Source organism: Vibrio aerogenes, from assembly GCF_024346755.1.
GTDB classification, from domain to species: domain Bacteria; phylum Pseudomonadota; class Gammaproteobacteria; order Enterobacterales; family Vibrionaceae; genus Vibrio; species Vibrio aerogenes.
The window spans coordinates 1,263,949-1,284,603 of record NZ_AP024861.1 but is presented as its reverse complement, the minus strand read 5'-3'; the positions used below and the strand labels follow the sequence as shown (position 1 = coordinate 1,284,603).

14 protein-coding genes and 1 pseudogene are annotated in these 20,655 nt (G+C 48.1%); 5 read left to right on the top strand and 10 right to left on the bottom strand.

The genetic code is table 11. The features are described 5' to 3' along the window. Positions 1–8 precede the first annotated feature (8 nt). Positions 9–3,902 carry a phosphoribosylformylglycinamidine synthase gene (purL, locus tag OCV29_RS05810; protein WP_073603887.1) on the bottom strand — a complete coding sequence of 1,298 codons (3,894 nt, stop codon included), beginning with the start codon at positions 3,900–3,902 and terminating at the stop codon, positions 9–11. A 344-nt stretch (positions 3,903–4,246) separates the two neighbouring features. Here purL and mltF point away from each other — a divergent pair. Next, positions 4,247–5,875 (top strand): annotated as a pseudogene (mltF, locus tag OCV29_RS05805) (membrane-bound lytic murein transglycosylase MltF); the annotation flags it as partial. A 506-nt stretch (positions 5,876–6,381) separates the two neighbouring features. Here the strand turns inward: mltF and tadA are convergent. Together tadA and OCV29_RS05795 are read right to left on the bottom strand one after the other, a co-directional pair. Next, positions 6,382–6,891, bottom strand: coding sequence for a tRNA adenosine(34) deaminase TadA (gene tadA, locus OCV29_RS05800; RefSeq protein WP_261887376.1), 510 nt, complete (start codon positions 6,889–6,891; stop codon positions 6,382–6,384). Between the two features lie 41 nt (positions 6,892–6,932). Continuing rightward, positions 6,933–7,835, bottom strand: coding sequence for a LysR family transcriptional regulator (locus tag OCV29_RS05795; protein WP_073603917.1), 903 nt, complete (start codon positions 7,833–7,835; stop codon positions 6,933–6,935). Positions 7,836–7,947: 112 nt separating this feature from the next. On the opposite strand from OCV29_RS05795, the gene OCV29_RS05790 reads away from it, so the two are divergent. Together OCV29_RS05790 and fghA are read left to right on the top strand one after the other, a co-directional pair. Beyond that, the gene (locus OCV29_RS05790; RefSeq protein WP_073603889.1) at positions 7,948–9,087 is read left to right on the top strand and encodes an S-(hydroxymethyl)glutathione dehydrogenase/class III alcohol dehydrogenase; all 1,140 of its coding nucleotides are present in this window, start codon (positions 7,948–7,950) and stop codon (positions 9,085–9,087) included. A gap of 85 nt (positions 9,088–9,172) precedes the next feature. Next, positions 9,173–10,021, top strand: coding sequence for an S-formylglutathione hydrolase (gene fghA / locus OCV29_RS05785; protein WP_073603890.1), 849 nt, complete (start codon positions 9,173–9,175; stop codon positions 10,019–10,021). A gap of 65 nt (positions 10,022–10,086) precedes the next feature. Here the strand turns inward: fghA and OCV29_RS05780 are convergent, their stop codons facing one another. The 6 genes from OCV29_RS05780 to dnaK all read right to left on the bottom strand — a co-directional run bounded on the left by OCV29_RS05780 (position 10,087) and on the right by dnaK (position 16,318). Further along, the gene (locus OCV29_RS05780; RefSeq protein WP_073603891.1) at positions 10,087–10,446 is read right to left on the bottom strand and encodes a type IV pilus modification PilV family protein; all 360 of its coding nucleotides are present in this window, start codon (positions 10,444–10,446) and stop codon (positions 10,087–10,089) included. Beyond that, positions 10,436–11,683 carry a hypothetical protein gene (locus OCV29_RS05775; RefSeq protein WP_073603892.1) on the bottom strand — a complete coding sequence of 416 codons (1,248 nt, stop codon included), beginning with the start codon at positions 11,681–11,683 and terminating at the stop codon, positions 10,436–10,438. Before OCV29_RS05775 ends, OCV29_RS05780 begins: the two co-directional genes overlap by 11 nt. Further along, positions 11,680–12,315 (bottom strand): prepilin-type N-terminal cleavage/methylation domain-containing protein, encoded by a 636-nt coding sequence (locus OCV29_RS05770; RefSeq protein ID WP_073603893.1) that lies wholly within the window; start codon positions 12,313–12,315, stop codon positions 11,680–11,682. Before OCV29_RS05770 ends, OCV29_RS05775 begins: the two co-directional genes overlap by 4 nt. Then, positions 12,296–12,820, bottom strand: coding sequence for a pilus assembly FimT family protein (locus OCV29_RS05765; protein ID WP_073603894.1), 525 nt, complete (start codon positions 12,818–12,820; stop codon positions 12,296–12,298). The genes OCV29_RS05770 and OCV29_RS05765 overlap by 20 nt, the downstream gene beginning before the upstream one ends. A 219-nt stretch (positions 12,821–13,039) precedes the next feature. After that, the gene (gene dnaJ, locus OCV29_RS05760; protein WP_073603895.1) at positions 13,040–14,179 is read right to left on the bottom strand and encodes a molecular chaperone DnaJ; all 1,140 of its coding nucleotides are present in this window, start codon (positions 14,177–14,179) and stop codon (positions 13,040–13,042) included. Between the two features lie 222 nt (positions 14,180–14,401). Continuing rightward, positions 14,402–16,318 (bottom strand): molecular chaperone DnaK, encoded by a 1,917-nt coding sequence (dnaK, locus tag OCV29_RS05755; RefSeq protein WP_073603896.1) that lies wholly within the window; start codon positions 16,316–16,318, stop codon positions 14,402–14,404. A gap of 487 nt (positions 16,319–16,805) precedes the next feature. Between dnaK and OCV29_RS05750 the strand changes: the two genes are divergently transcribed. Continuing rightward, on the top strand, positions 16,806–17,735 hold the full coding sequence (locus tag OCV29_RS05750) for a TAXI family TRAP transporter solute-binding subunit (protein WP_073603897.1): 930 nt from the start codon (positions 16,806–16,808) through the stop codon (positions 17,733–17,735). A 108-nt stretch (positions 17,736–17,843) separates the two neighbouring features. Next, on the top strand, positions 17,844–19,736 hold the full coding sequence (locus OCV29_RS05745; RefSeq protein ID WP_073603898.1) for a TRAP transporter permease: 1,893 nt from the start codon (positions 17,844–17,846) through the stop codon (positions 19,734–19,736). A gap of 259 nt (positions 19,737–19,995) precedes the next feature. Here OCV29_RS05745 and grpE read toward each other — a convergent pair whose 3' ends face one another. After that, complete coding sequence (gene grpE / locus OCV29_RS05740; RefSeq protein WP_073603899.1) at positions 19,996–20,610, bottom strand: nucleotide exchange factor GrpE; 615 nt, start codon at positions 20,608–20,610, stop codon at positions 19,996–19,998. Positions 20,611–20,655 lie beyond the last annotated feature (45 nt).

Sequence of the window (20,655 nt, the reverse complement as noted above, 5' to 3'; positions counted from 1 at the left end):
CGTTCGGATTAACCAATGTGCTTGCGGGCATTACGGAACATTCGCATCCAGCCACTATTTTCACCCCAGTCATCCGGATGCCACGAGTTAGCGACCGTACGGAAAACACGTTCCGGGTGAGGCATCATAATCGTCACTCTGCCATCTGTCGTCGTCAGACCTGTCACCGCATTTGGTGAGCCATTCGGGTTATTCGGATATTGTTGTGTCGGCTTGCCAAGATTATCAACATAACGCACCGCTACAATTCCTGATTGTTCAATCGCATCTAAATGCGCTGTATCTCTGACTTCCACCCGGCCTTCTCCATGAGAAACAGCAATCGGCATACGGGAGCCAGCCATTCCGCTGAAGAAGACGGAATCAGACGGCTGAACTTCAACCAGACTGAAACGCGCTTCAAAACGCTCTGATTCGTTTCGCACAAAACGTGGCCACAAATCAGCGCCCGGTATCATCTCTTTCAGATTTGATAACATCTGACAGCCGTTACAAACCCCGAGAGAAAATGTGCTCTGCCGCTGGAAGAAAGCGGCAAACTGCGCTCTGGCCTCTTCATTAAACAGAATAGATTTGGCCCAGCCTTCACCCGCTCCCAGTACATCCCCGTATGAGAATCCGCCACAGGCAACCAAACCATCGAAACCATCCAGCACAGTCCGGCCGGATAAGATATCACTCATATGCACGTCAACGGCGTCAAATCCAGCCCGATCAAAAGCGGCAGCCATTTCAACATGCGAGTTCACACCCTGTTCGCGCAATACAGCAACCTGCGGTTGAGCGCCTTTGGCAATGTAAGGCGCTGCAATATCTTCGTGAACATCAAAACTCAGGCTGACATTCAGTCCCGGATCGGCATCATTTTTCTTCGCTTCAAATTCCTGTCCGGCACATTCAGGATTATCTCTCAGTGCCTGCATCTGATAGGTTGTTTCAGCCCAGATCGTCCGTAATTCAGTTCGTGACCGCGACAACAACGTCGTTTCACCCTGACGAATGACCAGTTGGTCTGAAGCTTCCACCTGCCCGATCACATGTGCGCAATCCCCCAGACCATTGGCAGCCAGTGCAACGAGTACCGAATCCATGTCCTCATCGCGAACCTGAATCACTGCACCCAGCTCTTCATTAAATAACGCAGCCAGTGAATCTTCACCCAAAGCGGCAATATCAACATCCAAACCACAATGTCCGGCAAATGCCATTTCAGCCAGCGTGACAAACAAGCCGCCATCGCCTTTATCATGATAGGCAACCAAACGATCCTCACGCACCAGCATCTGGATTGCATTAAAGAAACCTTTCAGCTGTTCAGCACTGTCTACATCGGCCGGTTTATCACCTAATTGTTTATAAACCTGTGCCAGCGCCGTCGCACCAAGACGATTCTGCCCCTGACCAAGGTCAATGACAATCAGGCTGGTTTCACCCATATCTGTCCGGAGCTGAGGTGTCACTGTTTTGCGGATATCATCAACACGCGCAAATGCCGTAATCACCAGTGACAATGGTGAAGTCACTTCTTTTTGTTCGCCCTGATCGTCCCAACGGGTCTTCATCGACATGGAGTCTTTACCCACAGGAATTGTCAGGCCAAGTGCCGGACATAGTTCTTCGCCCACAGCTTTCACTGCTTCATACAAACCCGCATCTTCACCCGGATGACCTGCCGGTGACATCCAGTTTGCCGATAGCTTAATCCGTTTCAGATCACCGATATCCGTGGCTGCAATATTGGTAATCGATTCTGCCACCGCTAACCGGGCAGAAGCAGCAAAATCAAGCAATGCGACAGGTGTTCTTTCACCCATTGACATCGCTTCACCGTGATAGGTATCAAAACTGGCAGCGGTCACAGCACAGTTTGCCACCGGCACCTGCCAGGGACCAACCATCTGGTCACGGGCAACCAGTCCCGTCACCGTCCGGTCACCAATGGTGATCAAGAATGTTTTTTCTGCAACCGCTGGCAAACGCAGCACGCGGTCAACTGCTTCATTCAATTCAATGCCACGGCGATCAAGTTCAACGCCATTCACTTTCAGCGTGGTTGCGTCCCGGTGCATTTTCGGCGGCTTACCGAGCAGAATATCCATTGGCATATCAATTGGCGTATTGTCAAAATGCGAGTCATCCAGCGTCAGGTGATGTTCCTGCGTTGCTTCACCAACAACCGCATAAGGCGCCCGCTCACGCTGACAGATGGCATCAAACGTTGCCATATTTTCCTCAGCAACGGCCAGAACGTAACGCTCCTGCGATTCATTACACCAGATTTCAAGCGGACTCATGCCCGGCTCATCATTGGGAACATCACGCAGCTGAAAACGACCACCGCGGTCTCCATCGTTTACCAGTTCAGGCAAGGCATTCGAAATACCACCCGCACCGACATCGTGAATAAACGCAATCGGATTGTCTTCACCGAGCTGCCAGCAGCGGTCAATCACTTCCTGACAACGACGTTCCATTTCAGGGTTCTCACGCTGTACAGATGCGAAGTCCAAATCTTCTGCAGATTGTCCGGAAGCCATAGAAGATGCCGCACCACCGCCCAAACCGATATTCATCGCCGGACCACCCAGCACGATCAGTTTGGCACCCACAGGAATCTCGCCTTTCTGGATATGCTCTTCCCGGATATTTCCCATTCCCCCGGCAATCATGATCGGCTTGTGATAACCACGCACCTCTTCACCGGCATGAGAATGAACTTTCTCTTCATAAGTCCGGAAATAACCCAGCAGATTCGGACGACCGAATTCATTGTTAAATGCTGCGCCGCCTAACGGGCCTTCCAGCATAATATCCAGCGCATTGACAATCCGGCCCGGTTTACCAAAGTCGGTTTCCCATGGCTGTTCAAAATGAGGAATGCGCAGGTTCGATACGGTAAAACCAACCAGCCCGGCTTTGGGTTTTCCCCCAATCCCCGTAGCACCTTCATCACGGATTTCACCACCGCTTCCGGTTGATGCCCCCGGCCACGGAGAAATCGCGGTTGGGTGATTGTGTGTTTCCACTTTCATCAGAATATGGGCATCTTCGACATGATAGCGATATTGCTTATCTGTCGCGTCAGGGAAGAAACGACCCGCCGGAGAGCCTGTCATGACAGCCGCATTATCTTTGTAAGCTGACAGGACATAATCAGGGGTGGTTTCAAAGGTATTTTTAATCATCTTAAACAATGATTTATCCTGACGAACACCGTCGATTGTCCAGTCCGCATTGAATATTTTATGACGGCAGTGCTCCGAGTTTGCCTGTGCAAACATCATCAGTTCGATATCATTCGGATTCCGGCCCAGGCGGGTAAAACTCTCAACCAGATAATCTATCTCATCTTCTGCCAAAGCCAGCCCCAGTGCTGTATTTGCAGCTTCCAGCGCCTGACGGCCACCGCCCAGAATATCGACCGGTGTCATCGGTGCAGGATCGGCGACAGTAAACAGTGAAGCGGCCTGATTCATCTCGAAACAGACTATTTCCATCATCCGGTCATGAATCAATCCTTTCACCAGATTCACCTGGGCCTCGCTCAGCTCAGATGAAGATTCGACATAATAGGCGGTGCCGCGTTCAAGACGCTTCACTTTGTTCAGTCCACAGTTATGCGCAATATCAGTCGACTTGGAAGACCAGGGAGAAATTGTTCCGGGACGGGGCGTGACAAGAAGCAGCAGCCCTTCAGGCTGATGTTCTTCAATCGTCGGACCATAGGTCAACAGTTTTTCTAACTTTTCAACATCCTGAGCATCCGGTTCAGCCGTCAGATCAGCAAAGTGCATAAATTCAGCATAAATACCGGTGACAGGTAAATCATGTTCACGACATTGTTCAAGAAGCTTATTTACCCGAAATTCAGAAAGTGCCGGGGAACCGCGGAAAATTCTCATATGCTTAAGTCTCGTTGCAGTTGGTTGAGTATAAAATTGGAATAAATTCAGAAAGTTGAATCAAATCTCACTCAATTTACACCAATTTCACCTCTGTGATGCGAGCGCATTATAAATGAATTAGTTCTGTGATGTAACAACCAACGCAACCGTTTGCGCCATTTTTTTACAGTTGGCGTATTCAGGCCGCCGTTTGCGGATTGTCTGCACACAAATCAAGGTTATTTTGTGACTCAGCCGGTTTAACCTGAGTTTCGGACAATCAAAAGTTGCCATTCACCGGAGCTCTGATATAAAGGACTAAATGCTTAAAGATATATTTCATGAAAAAAGACAAGCCGTACATGACCCGTTTTTTCCGCCATACAACTCAGTTACTCATTCTGTGGTTTTCCTGTGTTGCCCTGTTGAGTGGCTGTCAGATCGATTCAAAACCCAAAAGTGAATTGGATCAAATCAAACAAAGAGGCGTGCTTCGCGTTGGAACCGTCAATAATGGTTTGTCCTATTTTATCGGTCCAGACGGCCCTTCGGGACTCGATTACGAGCTGGTACGGGAGTTTGCCAGTGAACTGGGGGTCAAACTCGAGGTGAAGCCCGTTTACCGGATTTCATCACTGTTTCCGGCTCTGAAACGGGGTGAAATTGATATCATTGCCGCAGGCCAGAGCCAGACTAAAGAACGGATCAGTCAATTCAGACCAGGTCCGGTTTATTATTATGTCAGCCAGCAGGTCGTTTATCGTCAGGGACAGTGGAAACCACGCAATATCAAACAAATCATCCGCAAGCAGAATGATCCACAATCCTCTGAACCACAAAAATACCTGCTGAGTGTGGTCGAAGATTCCCACTTTGAGCAAACCCTGATTCATCTGAAGAATAAATACCCGGATTTGCGTTATCAGGTTGAAACAAACTCAGATATTCATGATTTATTAAAACAGGTTTCGGAAGGTTCGCTGGCATTTACCATCGCCGATTCGATCGAAATATCTCTTGCACAACGGATTTATCCTGAACTGGCCACCGCATTTGAAATTACTGACGACCAGCCCGTTTCATGGTTTATCCGTCGCTCGGACGATGAAAGTCTGTATGCACTGATGATCGAATTTTTCGGTCAACAAAAACAGGCCGGACTGATTTCTTCACTGGAAGAAAAATACATCGGTCATGTTGGCACTTTTGATTATGTGGATACACGGGCATTTCTCAGGGCCATTGATGACCGTCTGCCCAAATGGTCTCCGCTGTTTAAACAATACGCGGAAGAGTTTGACTGGCGTCTGGTCGCTGCACTGGCTTATCAGGAATCTCACTGGAATCCGAAGGCAAAATCTCCAACGGGAGTACGTGGCATGATGATGCTGACGCTGCCAACAGCCAAAGCCGTCGGTATTAAGAACCGTCTCAACGCTGAACAATCCATTAAAGGGGGCGTAAAATATTTGCGAAAACTCGTCAGCCGGATTCCGGATTCGATTCCTGCGCATGAGAAAATATGGTTTGCACTGGCTTCATATAATATGGGATTCGGACACGTGATGGATGCCCGGCGCCTGACACGCTCTCAGGGCGGTGACCCGGATGCATGGGGAGATGTCAAAGACAGACTGCCTCTGCTGAGAAAAAGAAAATATTTCAGCCAGACACGCTACGGCTATGCCCGCGGCAATGAAGCGTTGACCTATGTCGAAAACATCCGCCGTTACTACCAGAGCCTCATCGGTCATTTGGATTCAAATGGCGTCACAGCGCATGAGAATGGGACAGAAACAGAAATGGATGATTTGGTGGTGATTCCCGGATCGCCTGTACAGGCTCGTCCTGTGGATGAACAGCAGGTGGATGATGGTGTGAAAAAAGAAACGATCGTTGAACAAGCGTCACCGGAGACAACGCATTCTGATACAGAAAAAACGATCTCAGACACATCAGCAACCACACAGAAAATCAGCGCTGAAGCACGGGCAGATTCAGCTCCGTCAAACCAACAAGCGCCACAGATCACTGAAAAAAAACAACCTGAGTCAGAGACACCGGAATCACTTCCGGTGAAGCCGTAAAATCCGGCAAAGACAGAATAACAGAAAAGTGTCACCAACTGGCTCTTGATTTCTTCCCTGAAAGGCCATAAATAAGAGATGAGTCCGGCATTCCGGATTCATCTTCCGGTCATAAAACATGTTAACAATAAACCCAGATAAAAATGTTTCTGTCTTATTGAGATAAAGGAACACAGGAGGATTCTGTTTATGCTAAAAAGAAGGGTACAATCAAAACATCTGTGGAGAATCACATCCACAGTGCGACGTAAACGTAAGCTGGCGAATAACAAAGCGAAAATTTTCACCCGGCACCGGACATACATTAGCCATCTTTCATCCTGAGTGATGTACTTAACGGGGTTTTCATCTCAGCTCCTGACAACAACAAAAAATACCGGCTTTCAGAAATATCGTTCGTTATCCGGCCTTTATCCGCCGTGATGTTTCTTACTGGCTTTAATCTCTTTTCGCCGGCGCTTAAAAAACTGCTGTAATTGTTGTCGGCAGTCTGATTCAAGTAACCCTTTTTCAATCACGGCGTAATGATAGACGCCCTGACCTTCAAATAAATTCATCACGGTGCCGGCTGCACCGGTCTTCAGGTCTGAAGCACCATACACAATGCGCTGTACACGGCTGTGCAATAAAGCGCCGGCACACATCGGACAGGGCTCCAGAGTGACATACAATGTTGTTCCCGTGAGACGGTAGTTTTCCAGCACTGTACCTGCTTTTCTCAACACCTGAATTTCAGCATGAGCAGTCGCATCGTGAGATCCCACAGACTGATTCCAGCCTTCTGCGATGATCTGGCCTTGTTTGACCAACACGGCACCAACCGGTACTTCCCCTTCTTTTTCAGCCAAAGCAGCCAGCTCAATTGCACGACGCATATAGTGTTCGTCCTGTGCAGAAAATACAGCGTGTTCCTGTTCCAAAACTGAGACTCTTCCTCTTCGTGATCCAGTCACCATTATACTCAATCAACCTGAACATGCATCTTGAGGTCACCCGGGGATAAACAACGATATAAGTAATCAATCAACAACCGGACTTTCGGTGATAAAAAGCGATTCTGCGGATAAAGTGCCCAAACCCCTTCACGATCATCCCGGTAACGGCTTAACACTTCAATCAGCTCACCAGATGCCAAAGCAGATGATACATAATAATCCGGCAACTGGATCAGTCCCATTCCCCGAAGTGCTGCACTCAGCAATACGACCCCACTGTTACAACGTAAAGTCCCGTGAATCCCCGGCGACCTGATTGTATGATTCTCTTTAAACCGCCAGTAATCATTGGTACCAAGCAGACACTGATGCCCTGACAGCTCTTTGAGAGTGTGGGGCGCACCATACTTTTCCAGATAGACCGGGCTGGCACAGACATAGAGCTTCCGGGAACATAATTTCCGGGCTTTCAGGCTGGAATCAGCTAAAACCCCCAGCCTGATCGCCAGATCAATCCCCTGCTCAATCAAATCCAGCCGTTGATTGGTCAGATTCAGTTCAAGTTCAAGCTGCGGATATTGTTCCAGAAAATCCTGCATGATCGGAGCAATGATTCTTTCGCCATAAGTGACCGGCACTGTCACCCGAAGACGTCCTGCCGGGTTTTGCTGCATACTTGTCACATTCATTTCGGCCTGCTCCAGCCCCTCCAGCAATGGCTTACACTGCTGATAGTACAGTTGCCCCGCTTCTGTCAGCGATACCTGCCGGGTGGTTCGTAACAGCAACCTGACAGCCAGCCGAGATTCCAGCGCAGCCACTCTGCGGCTGATATTCGCCACCGATGTTGACAGTCTTGTCGCTGCCAACGTAAAACTTTCAGCTTCAGCCACTGCAATAAACTCAGCGACACCTTCCCAGTTTGCCATTGTCATTATTACCAAATTGTAAAAGTTATTATCTTTTTTACGCCATTATCAAATATAAGAAAAGAACTATACTCATTTCTACGCTGTAAAAAAATAAACTGAGGAAGCTACAATGTCTGAGCCTGAATTCATTAAATCCCGTGCAGCCGTTGCATGGGGGCCAAAACAGCCACTTTCAATTGAAGAAGTGGATGTGATGCTGCCTAAAGCCGGAGAAGTTCTGGTTAAAATTGTTGCATCAGGCGTTTGCCATACCGATGCATTTACCCTGTCCGGAGAAGATCCGGAAGGTGTATTCCCTTCAATTCTGGGACACGAAGGCGGGGGGATCGTTGAAATGGTCGGTGAAGGCGTCACCAGTGTTGCTGTTGGTGATCATGTCATTCCGCTTTATACCGCTGAATGCGGAGAGTGCAAATTCTGTAAATCCGGAAAAACGAACTTGTGCCAGGCTGTTCGCGAGACACAAGGTAAAGGATTGATGCCGGATGGTACAACCCGCTTCTATAAAGATGGCCAACCCATTTTTCACTACATGGGATGCTCAACATTTTCTGAATACACGGTACTGCCGGAAATATCACTGGCTAAAGTCAACCCGGCTGCGCCTCTGGAAGAAGTTTGTCTGCTGGGCTGCGGTGTTACAACGGGAATGGGCGCGGTTATGAATACGGCAAAAGTTCAGAAAGGAGACACTGTCGCCATTTTCGGACTTGGCGGTATCGGACTTTCAGCCATCATCGGTGCACGTATGGTGGGTGCCAGCCGGATCATCGGGATTGATATCAATGAGAGTAAATTTGATTTGGCGAAACAACTGGGTGCGACCGAATGTATCAATCCTCAGCATTACGATAAACCGATTCAGGATGTGATTGTTGAGATGACAGATGGTGGCGTGGACTTCTCCTTTGAATGTATTGGTAACGTCAATGTCATGCGTTCAGCGCTGGAATGTTGCCATAAAGGCTGGGGAGAATCAGTCATCATCGGTGTCGCCGGTGCCGGGCAGGAAATCTCGACCCGTCCGTTCCAACTGGTCACCGGACGTGTATGGCGCGGCAGTGCGTTTGGCGGCGTGAAGGGACGCTCCCAGCTTCCCGGAATTGTTGAACAATATCTGGCGGGAGAATTCGGTCTTCAGGAGTTCATCACCCACACAATGCCACTGGATAAGATCAACGACGCTTTCGATTTAATGCATGCAGGCGAAAGTATTCGTTCTGTCATTCATTTTGAAGTGAATCAATAACAGTCCGGGTTTCTCACACCAGAAACTTTTTATGCGTTTAGTTTGTTCTGTTGCCTCAACAGGCAGCAGGACACAAGGAGTGACAATGTTAGAACAAGTCAGCCAGTCAAAGGTTTTTGGCGGATGGCATAAACAATATACCCACGTATCCACAACGCTGAACTGTACGATGCGTTTTGCGATTTTTTTACCACCCGGTGCATCAGAGCAAAACCCGGTCCCGGTATTGTACTGGCTTTCCGGCCTGACCTGCAGCGATGAAAATTTTATGCAAAAAGCCGGTGCATTTAAAAAAGCGGCAGAGTGTGGCATTGCGATCGTTGCACCAGACACCAGCCCACGGGGTGAAAGTGTCCCTGATGATCCGGAAGGCGGATATGATTTGGGACTGGGTGCCGGATTTTATCTGGATGCGATTCGCCTGCCGTGGGATCAACACTATTCGATGTATTCCTATGTTGTAAAAGAGCTCCCTGAACTCATAGAAACTCATTTCCCGGTCACATCTGTCCGTTCAATCTCAGGCCATAGTATGGGCGGACATGGTGCAATGACCATCGGCATAAAACACAGTGACAGCTATCGTTCAATTTCTGCATTCAGCCCGATATGTCATCCGGGGGCGTGCCCGTGGGGACAAAAAGCATTTCGTGCTTATCTCGGTGAAAACCGGGGCCTGTGGCAAGAGTATGATACGGTTGAATTATTCAAAACCCGAACCTGTACGCTCCCGGTACTGATTGATCAGGGCGAAGCCGATCCCTTCCTTGAAGAGCAGCTCAGACCTCAGGATTTACTGGCCGTTATCAATAAACAGCACACTGATTTTAACTACCGGAGTCATCCCGGTTACGATCACAGCTATTACTTTATTCAGAGCTTTATTGACCAGCATATTGAATTTCACGCAAAATATTTATTTTCTGATTGCTGATCCTGCACTCACCAGAGCGTGTTGATCTTTCGGGTACGAATTGCGGCAAAAATACACACGAAAGGTCAATGCACAATCTGGCTTGAAAGACTCAGTTGATGTGTACCCCCACGCAGATCATCCCAAGAAACGGTGACAAGCACCAGCCAGAGACCATCCATATGCTCAACCTGTTGTTCGGAGACAGTGACCTGATACAGGTGATTCTGTATTTCATTGTGATCCATTCTGGTTGGTGACCGGGCTGCATAAATTTCCGCCAGGCGTGTCCGGGCGAGCGTCAGAGCTTCGGTCATGTGGCTGATTTCCTCTTCCTGAAAAATAATCAGTTGCTGAACCTGAAAAATACCGATAATACCAACACTGGTGATCAACAAAGCCACCATAACCTCAATCACTCCGAACCCGAACCGCTTATTCCACATACCAGCTCCCTGGTACCCAGGCGACGGGTTTGATAAGATCTGAGGCCCTGAGAATCAAATCACGATCATAACGGGTATCCAGCGCACCATTGATCACTGCATACCGGCCCGGTGTTGCCAGATACAGACCTCCCAACGGGAAAAAACGACCGGATTGAAAATAACTGAGTTGATCAATCGGAATATCATATCGGGATATCACCGGCAACAACGCTTGATATAGCGGACTGACCGTCCATCCTGAGAACTTCTCAGACTGATGAGATGGCGTCAGCAGCTGAATGACTGCGCCGCGAAAACTCCGGTCACTACTCACCCCGATAGCCCCGTCACGGACAACCAGAATAATGCCATCTTCAGCAAACTTCATCCGGATAGCCTGATTGATCAGAAAGATATCTTCGTCTGATAAGATGCATCCGCCTTCAACCCAGACAATCAAATGTCCCTGCTGAATCTCATGTATTATCTGCCGGGCACAGTGAGCATACCAGACAGCCGGATACGCTACAGGGAGATGATGGCTCTTCTGTGCAACCTTGCGCCATTCGGTCCGCGGCAGACCAAATAAATCCCGGAAAGGCGCGATGGCCGGATCATGCAGAAAATCCAGCCGGGTATTTGAAGCATTCATAGCCAGAGTCCGGTGACTTTCCTGACAAAGCTGCCCGCCTGAGTCAGGAAAATCACGGTAAGGTTTTTGTGCCAGTGAACTGGGGTGATAGGTTGTCACAGAAGGCGCCTGAAAACTCAGCCTGTAGCGCAGGACCACACACGACCAGAGATTGTCTGTTACTTTTTCTCCGGGATCCGGCATAAACCGCGCTGGCTGTGTCAGTATCAGCCTGGCCGATGTTTTCATGACACCAACAGATGTGGGCAGTGGCAGCCGGTATTGTTGCTCAAGTGTCACGTCCTGATTCTGTACCCGGATTGAACGGACACGCTGACCTGATATTGTCAAAGTTTCTCCGGTTTCAAGGCATGATTGACGATCAGTGATCAATCCATGATATTTGACTACCTGCCACCATAAGCATTCCAGAACACCTTCAGCTCGCCAGAAAGACTGAGCGCGGTGAATTTCATGACTCACCTCCGCACTCTGCTGCTGAATCCGCAGATAAGGCTGCCGGATCAGCGCCACAGCTATTGTCATCATTGCTATCACAACCAGTAAGGTCACAAAACCAGCCGCTTTCACCGGCACTGTCCCGTGAATCATCGTTTCTTTCACAATGCGTTCCTCTCTGTCAGCGAAAAATGCACTGATTCATGCATTGATGGCATATCGATTAAGGAGACTCCCAGCACCACAGAAACCTGCCGGGAAGTTGTTTTCCCGCGTACCGTCTGCGTTGTTGAAACATGGAATTCATCAACCCGGATCTGCTCAGAGTCAAAAACAGAGAAGCAGGGAGACTGCCGGTCAGACTGTGCAGCTTCAGCCATTGTCAGGGGGATTGCAGCAGACTTCTCGCATAGCAACAGCCGCGCAACATGCTCTGATTCAGATAACTTAAATACGACTTGCCTGAATTGTCCCGGCCCAGCCGGGGAAAGCCGGTACACATACCCCATCTGATCAGCGCTTAAAGAGAGTGAAATCACATGGTTTCCCTGCCGAAATACAGCACTGTGGCCAGTATTCATGTTGTATCCGGCCCGCCGCATATCATTGCGGATCATCTGAATCACGGTCAGCAACTGGCGCTGCAGATAAATCCGCCGGTTCAAACGCTGCGTATTCACCAGCTGAGTCGATACAATTTGAGCCAGTGATAAAATCAGCAGACTACTGAGAAAAAGAGTCACAATCATTTCAGGTAATGTCATTCCGGTGTGGGGTTTAACACGCAGGAAAACCATAATAAGCCTCCCCGGCACTACAAGTCCGCACCCGGCCAGCACCATATGAAATCAATATTTTCACTATTTTTTCCGGGGACCGACGCAGAAAAAGCTGAAGAGAACCATTGGCCTCAGGCCGGCCTGTCAAATGATCAATTCTGATTTGTGGTGTGATTAACCCGGAACTTAACACAACATCCGGATAAAAGTCCCCGGACACTTCCTGAATAACATCCTGTGGTAAAAAATGCCGGTTATGATGCAGAATCACACGCCACCGGGGGGATTGATCAGCTGTTTCTGTCCTGAGAATATCCAGCCATAGCGGTTCGCCGGCAGAGAGTGCTAAAGATTTCGCATGTAAAATAATCCCTTCTGTTTCACTGGCTGCATTCTTTATCTCTTCTGTCATGATCCGGATATGATACTGTGGCACCGCAATCGCAAGCAGCACACTGAATAATATGATCGTCAGCATGACTTCCAGCAAAGAAAAGCCACATGATACCGATGTCTTGTTCATAACATACTCCTTGCTTATCCGGGAGTATTGTAAAGTGGTGTGAATTCAAAAAAGAATGAAGAAAGTATGAGATTGTGCGAGGCTCTTAAAACAGACACCAGAATTTACCGGCGTTTCCTGCCGGTAAAAATGAGACAAGCATAAAAAAAGATCTGCCGGAGCAGATCTTTCTGGTCATTTTATGGAATAAACAGTGTCTTATGGAATAAACTGTGTCGTCTAACTGGTTAAATCATCGAAGAATTTCTTCACACCGCTGAAAAAGCCTTCAGACTTCGGCTTGTGTTTACTTGCGGCTTCGCCACCACAGGAATCTTCAAATTCACGTAACAACTCTTTCTGATGAGCGCTCAGATTCACAGGAGTTTCCACAACCAGTCTGACAATCAAGTCACCGATACCACCACCCCGGACACCTTTCACGCCTTTTCCGCGCATCCGGAACATTCTGCCAGTTTGGGTTTCTTCAGGAACTTTAAGATTCACCCGACCGTCCAGCGTCGGGACTTCCACTTCACCGCCCAGAGCAGCCATACTAAAGCTAACCGGTACTTCACAATAAAGATTATTACCTTCCCGTTCGAAGATATGGTGTTCTTTCACATGAACCTGAACGTATAAATCACCTGCTGGTGCGCCCATTTCTCCGGCTTCACCTTCTCCAGACAAGCGAATACGATCACCGGTATCCACACCAGCCGGGATCTTCACATTGAGGGTTTTACTCTTCTGCTTCCGTCCCTGACCATGACATTCACGACAAGGGTCTTTGATGATTTTACCTTTACCATGACAGGTCGGGCAGGTTTGCTGTACCGCAAAGAAGCCCTGACGCATCTGAACCTGACCATGTCCATGACAGGTTGAACAGGTTTCAGCAGATGTGCCTTTCCTCGCTCCGGTTCCGTTACAGCTATCACAATGAACCAGAGTCGGGACTTCGATTTCCCGCGAGCAGCCACGCACCGCTTCTTCCAGTGTCAGTTCCATGTTGTAACGAAGATCGGCACCGCGCTGTGCTCTGGCCTGTCCGCCACCACGACGGCCACCACCAAAGATATCACCAAACACATCACCAAAAATATCGCCAAAGTCGGCGCTGCCACCACCAAAGCCGCCACCGCCACCGCCCTGTTCGAACGCTGCGTGGCCGTACTGGTCATAAGCTGCTTTTTTCTGAGGATCAGTTAACACCTCATACGCTTCTTTTACTTCTTTGAACTTTTCGGCTGCACTATCATCGTCCGGATTCCGATCCGGATGGTACTTCATCGCCAGACGCTTGTAGGCTTTTTTTACATCGCGCTCTGAAGCATCACGGCTCACGCCCAACACTTCGTAAAAATCACGTTTTGACATGCTCTTTGTCACCAATTATTACAACAAACGACTTATCTGCCGTCTGAAGGATGTATCGATATAGCTCATATTCCACATCAGTTGCTATCTTGAACCAACCCGATAAAACATGACCTAAATCGACAAATAAGTTACAAACATACGGGCGTCAGAGTCCCCCCAAACGCCCGCATCATCCCAGAAAAAGGTCTGAAAATTATCCGTGAACTATGGGTTCACCGATTATTTTTTCTCATCGTTCACTTCTTCAAACTCAGCATCAACGACGTCATCATCAGCAGATTGTGGCTGTTCTTCGCCACCTGCAGCAGCCTGTTGTGCCTGAGCTTTTTGCTGTGCAATTTCCATCAGTTTTTGAGAAGCTGTCATCAACGCCTGAATTTTTGCATCAATTTCTGCTTTGTCTTCACCGCGCTTCGCAGTTTCAACTTCACTGATTGCCGCTTCAATTTTCTCTTTTTCATCCGCAGGAAGTGCATCACCAGCTTCTTCGACTTGTTTACGCGTCGCGTGAACCATCTGGTCAGCCTGGTTACGGGCAGAAGCTAATTCTTCAAACTTCTTATCCGCTTCTTTGTTTGCTTCCGCTTCCTGAACCATTTTTTCGATGTCTTCATCACTCAGACCACCAGAAGCCTGAATTGTGATGTTCTGTTCTTTGCCTGTCTGCTTATCTTTTGCAGAAACATGCAGAATACCATCAGCATCAAGGTCAAATGTGACTTCAATTTGCGGCATGCCACGTGGTGCTGGCTGAATACCTTCAAGGTTGAACTGACCCAGAGACTTGTTATAAGTCGCTTGTTTACGTTCACCCTGCAGTACGTGAATCGTGACCGCATTCTGATTATCTTCAGCAGTTGAGAAAACCTGATTCGCTTTGGTTGGAATCGTTGTGTTTTTCTCAATCAGTTTGGTCATCACACCACCCATGGTTTCAATACCAAGAGACAGTGGTGTAACGTCTAACAGCAGTACGTCTTTCACATCACCAGCAAGAACACCACCCTGAACCGCAGCACCAACAGCAACAGCTTCATCAGGGTTCACGTCTTTACGTGCTTCTTTACCAAAGAACTCAGCCACTTTTTGCTGAACCATTGGCATACGTGTCTGACCACCAACCAGAATGACATCAGTCACATCGTTGATCGACAAATCCGAATCAGCCAGTGCCACTTTCATTGGCTCCAGTGAACGCTGAACCAGATCTTCTACCAATGATTCCAGTTTTGCACGGGTCACTTTAATGTTCATGTGCTTAGGACCAGTCGCATCGGCCGTAATATATGGCAGATTGACGTCAGTCTGCTGCGCAGAAGAGAGTTCAATTTTCGCTTTCTCTGCTGCTTCTTTCAGACGCTGCATCGCAAGCGGGTCATTTTTCAGGTTAATGCCCTGTTCTTTATTAAACTCATCTACCAGATAATTGATCATCCGGTTATCGAAGTCCTCACCACCTAAGTGCGTATCACCATTAGTTGCCAGTACCTCGAACGTTTTTTCACCGTCTACATCATCAATTTCGATGATTGAGATATCGAATGTACCACCACCAAGGTCATAAACAGCAATCACACGGTCACCGCCGTTTTTGTCCAGACCGTAAGCCAGAGCTGCTGCTGTTGGTTCGTTGATGATACGTTTAACTTCAAGGCCTGCAATTCGGCCAGCATCTTTTGTTGCCTGACGTTGTGCGTCGTTGAAATAAGCAGGAACAGTAATCACGGCACCTGTTACTTCTTCACCTAAAAAGTCTTCTGCTGTCTTCTTCATTTTCTTAAGAACTTCAGCAGAAACCTGCGGTGCAGCCAGCTTGTCACCTCTGACTTCAACCCACGCATCACCGTTATCGGCTTTCGTAATTTTGTAAGGCATGATTGAAATATCACGCTGAACTTCTTCGTCCTCAAAACGACGACCAATAAGACGCTTAATTGCAAATAGCGTATTTTCAGGGTTGGTGACCGCTTGACGTTTTGCAGGTTGTCCAACCAGTGTTTCACCGTCTGTATACGCAATTACAGAAGGCGTTGTACGTTCACCTTCAGCGTTTTCAATAACGCGCGGTGCATCACCATCCAGTACAGCAACACAAGAGTTTGTAGTACCTAAGTCAATACCAATGATTTTACCCATCAGGCTATCTCCGAATAAATTCTGTTGTCGTTTTGCAATATCCCGAAATATGGGGACAAAGAACAGGATTTCAACCTGTTCTGCTACTAAAAGCGAAGTTGCTTTCTCTATGCCCCATAGATAAGGGCGGAAAAAACCTTTTCAAGGGAAAAAATAAAAAAAATCGTTATTCAATGAATCTCTGTCATTTTTCGCGCATGTTTTTTAACCAGATCTCATATTGTCAATTCACATCTTTTCGAAACTTTCTAATGCTGGTCATTTACGGCTACAGCGACTATAATGAATCTCCTCACAAAAATAAACCATATAAATCATAGAGTTAAAACTTAACTCATTCACTGTTCAACCCGGTAACCAAACGACTGAAACACAGGGTAACCTGCTCCACACCTCCGGAAATCGTTTCATTCAGTGGTGTGAATACACGCACAGACCGGGTCATCTCAGAGCGGTGAATGATCATCAAGGAACCAGGGAGTATCTTATGTACAAGGCCGTAAAAAAAATATTTTTCATACTGGGGCTGGGTATGGCAATCCCGGCAGTTGCAGCCAATTATACCATTGGCACAGGAAGCCAGAGTGGTACTTATTACCCGCTGGGCGGCACACTGGCAAAAATCTGGAGTGACAACATTCCGGATTTCAATATGCGGGCAGAGGTTACCGCCGCTTCTGTCGAAAACATCATCAAGGTTGCCACAAAAAAACAACTTGTGGGCATTGCCATGGGGAATGTGGCGCAAAAAGCCTGGGACGGCAATAAGCCTTTCCCGCGTCAAATGCCAACAGAAGTTCTGTTTGCACTTTATCCGAATGTGGTTCAGTTTATTGTTCCGGCTGATTCGGACATCCACACCATTGAAGACTTAAAAGGAAAGAAAGTTTCTTTAGGTGCCCCGGGATCCGGTACCCGGGTCAGTTCAGTCAATATTCTCAATGCACTGGGTATTTCAGAAAGCGATATCCGTTCACAATCACTGAACTACACTGCCACCACCAGCGCAATTGCGAATGGCCAGATTGATGCGGGTGTGATTGTCGGTAGTCTGGGAGTCGGTGCTATCACCGAGCTGGCACTCACCCGCAATATCCGGATTTTATCTTTCTCTGATCAGGATCTGAAAAAAATTCAGGCAGCAAACCCATCCTACCAGCCATTAAAAGCGCCTCAGGACAGCTATAAAAATGTACCGGCATTTACTGCACCGGCAGTCTGGAACGTGCTGGTTGTGAATAAAGCCATGGATAAAAAACTGGCTTATCAACTCACCAAAATTGCCTTCGAAAATATCGATAAAATTCGTCAGGCTATTGGCGTCGCTAAGTTTATGACCATTGACAATATGACCCGTCTCAGCGGCGTTCCGCTTCATCCCGGCGCACAACAATACTACAAAGAACATCACCAGTAAGCGTTCATCTCTCCCCTTTGGAGATTCATACAATCGACAACTGCGGCAATACCCAATCAGGTGTTGCCGTGAGTTGCTCCGTTTTTCAATGAAGAGAGAATACTTCTTATGACTCAAATCACTTCAGCTCAGGAGAAAATGGCAAACCTGCTCACATACATTGTGAGTACGATTGCTGTAATGCTGACCATTTTTCAGATCTGGCAGGGTATTACTGCCAGTCTCTCCGCCACCCTATTCCGTCCGGCCCATCTGAGCTGGGTACTGGTACTGATTTTTCTGGCTTTCCCGCTGGCAAGACCCGGTCATCCGCCACTCAGGTATTTTATTGCCAGAGGGATTGATATTTTACTGGTCTGCGCCACCTGCTGGGCTGCCAGCCAGATTATCACGTTCGATTACGACGACATCAGCTTCCTGCTTGACGGGCTGCAAATACCCGATCAAATTGCTGGTGTATTGATGATGGTACTGCTGCTTGAAGCAACCCGGCGCTGTGTCGGCATGGTGATGGTGGCTGTGGCGGTGATTTTTCTGGCTTATGCCCTGTTTGGTGATGCCTTGCCGGGCTCAATCGCCAGTAAAGGCTTTTCGCTGGAAGAAATGGTGCGTTTCCATATCTATTCCACCAATGGTGTCTTTGGCGCACCTTTGGCAATTGCCGCTGGTGTCGTTTTTATCTTTGTGCTTTTCGGGGCTTTTTTACAGGTCACCGGAGCAGGACAGTTCTTTATCGACAGTGCGTTTGCAATTGCAGGCAAATCCAGAGGTGGTCCGGCGAAAGCCAGTGTGCTGGCTTCCGCAGCTCTGGGGTCGATTTCTGGCTCCGCAATTGCCAACACAGTCACGACGGGTTCCCTGACCATCCCAATGATGAAAAAACTCGGCTACCGGGCTGAACAGGCAGCCGGGATTGAAGCCGCCGCCTCGACAGGCGGGCAAATCATGCCACCCGTGATGGGAGCCGGTGCCTTTGTAATGGCTCAGTTCACCGGTATTCCATACAGCGAAATTATTCTGGTGTCGATTGCCCCGGCAATTCTGTACTTCGGCTGTACACTCTTATATGTCCACCTGATGGCCTGCAAGCTCAACCTGCAGGGAATGAGCGAAACAGAAAAAATCGGTAAAATCATCAGGCAAGGCTGGCACTTCCTGTTACCTCTGGTGTTGATCACTATCCTGCTGATTATGAGCTATTCCCCGATTCTCGTCGGTATTGCCGGGTGTGTGGCCGTTCTGATAGCTGCCATGGCGGGAAAAAACTCCCGTATTCAGTTCAGTCAGGTTATTGAGGGAATGCGGGAAGGTGCCATTCTGGCGCTGCCAATTTCGATCGCCTGTGCCACGGCTGGTATTGTTGTCGGTGTTGTTGGTCAAACTGGCATCGGCCTGCAATTTACCCAGTTCCTGACCTCGCTCTCCGGTGGTCATCTGTGGTCAGCACTTCTGTTTATTGCCATTGCTGCTGTCATTCTTGGCATGGGACTGCCCGTGACCGCTGCTTATATTGTCTTATCTGTGATGGCTGTGCCCGCACTGATGGACTTGGGCATACCGATGCTAACCGCACATATGATTGTCTTCTGGCTGTCCCAGACTTCAAATGTTACCCCACCGATTGCACTGGCAGCCTTTGCAGGAGCTGGTATTGCCAATGCTTCTCCGATGCGCTCAGCGGTTCAGGCATTTAAACTGGCTCAGGGGTTCTTTTTAATTCCGGCCATGATGGCTTTTTCAGGATTAATCTGGACGCAGCAGGAATCTGTGTTTGCCTTCATTGAATCGATCCTCGCCTGTATCGCGTTAATTGTTGCTTTTGCCGGAGGTATCGAAGGCTACCTGTTCAACCGACTGTCAAAAATTCAGCAATTATTCTTTCTGGCGCTGGCAGTCGCAACCTTGCTGCTCGCCAATCCATACAGAATTATCAGTATGGGTGTGATTCTGTGCTGGGTCATTTACGAATGGCGAAAGAACCGCACTGCGGTCATGGTTTAAAGCGGTCATGGCTTAAAACAGTCGGCTTAAAACCGTAATTCGTTGGATTAAAACAATGACAGACAAAAAAGCCTCAGTTCATCATGAGCTGAGGCTTTTTATCAATAAATGCAGTCTGGTCACACGACTCAGAAGCTATGTTTACCTTGAAACTATGTTTACCTTGAAACTATGTTTACCTGAAAACTATGTTTACCTTGAAGCCATGTCTACCTGAAAACTATGTCTGCCTGAAAACAATAGCTGCCTGAAAACCGTGCTACTTGGAAACCATCACCATCGCCGGACGAATCACCCGGCCATTCAACTCATAGCCTTTTTGCATCACAAACATGACAGTGTTTGGTTCGTGGTCGGCACTTTCCTGAATAGACATCGCCTGATGCAGTTCAGGGTTAAACTGTTCGCCTTCCGGATTAATCGGCTTCAGCCCAAATTTCCCAATTGTGTCCACAAAAGTCTTGTAAGTCAGCTCAATCCCCTCAAGCAGTGGTTTGACCACTTCATGCTCAGCATCTGCAGCCTGAATTGCACGCTCCAGATTATCAACCACCGGTAACAACTCTTCAGCGAAACGACCCAATGCATATTTACGTGCTTTGTCAATTTCCTGCTCAGTGCGGCGACGCATGTTTTCAACTTCTGCTTTTGAACGCAGAACCGCATCCTGTTGCTCTTTGACTTTCGTTTCACTGGCAAGAAGCGCGGCTTCAAGCTGAGCGATTTTAGATTCCTGCTCTTCAGCCTCTGGTGCTTCGCTCTCGTTCCACTCGATATCAGCTTCACCACCGACGACTTCAGCCTCGGTCTGATCCTGCGCTACCGACTCCTGCTGCAAATCTTCTTCTTTGACTTTATTCTCTTCGTTGCTCATGATATCTCCAGAGTTTCATGATCCTGTATTGATGCATACACATTC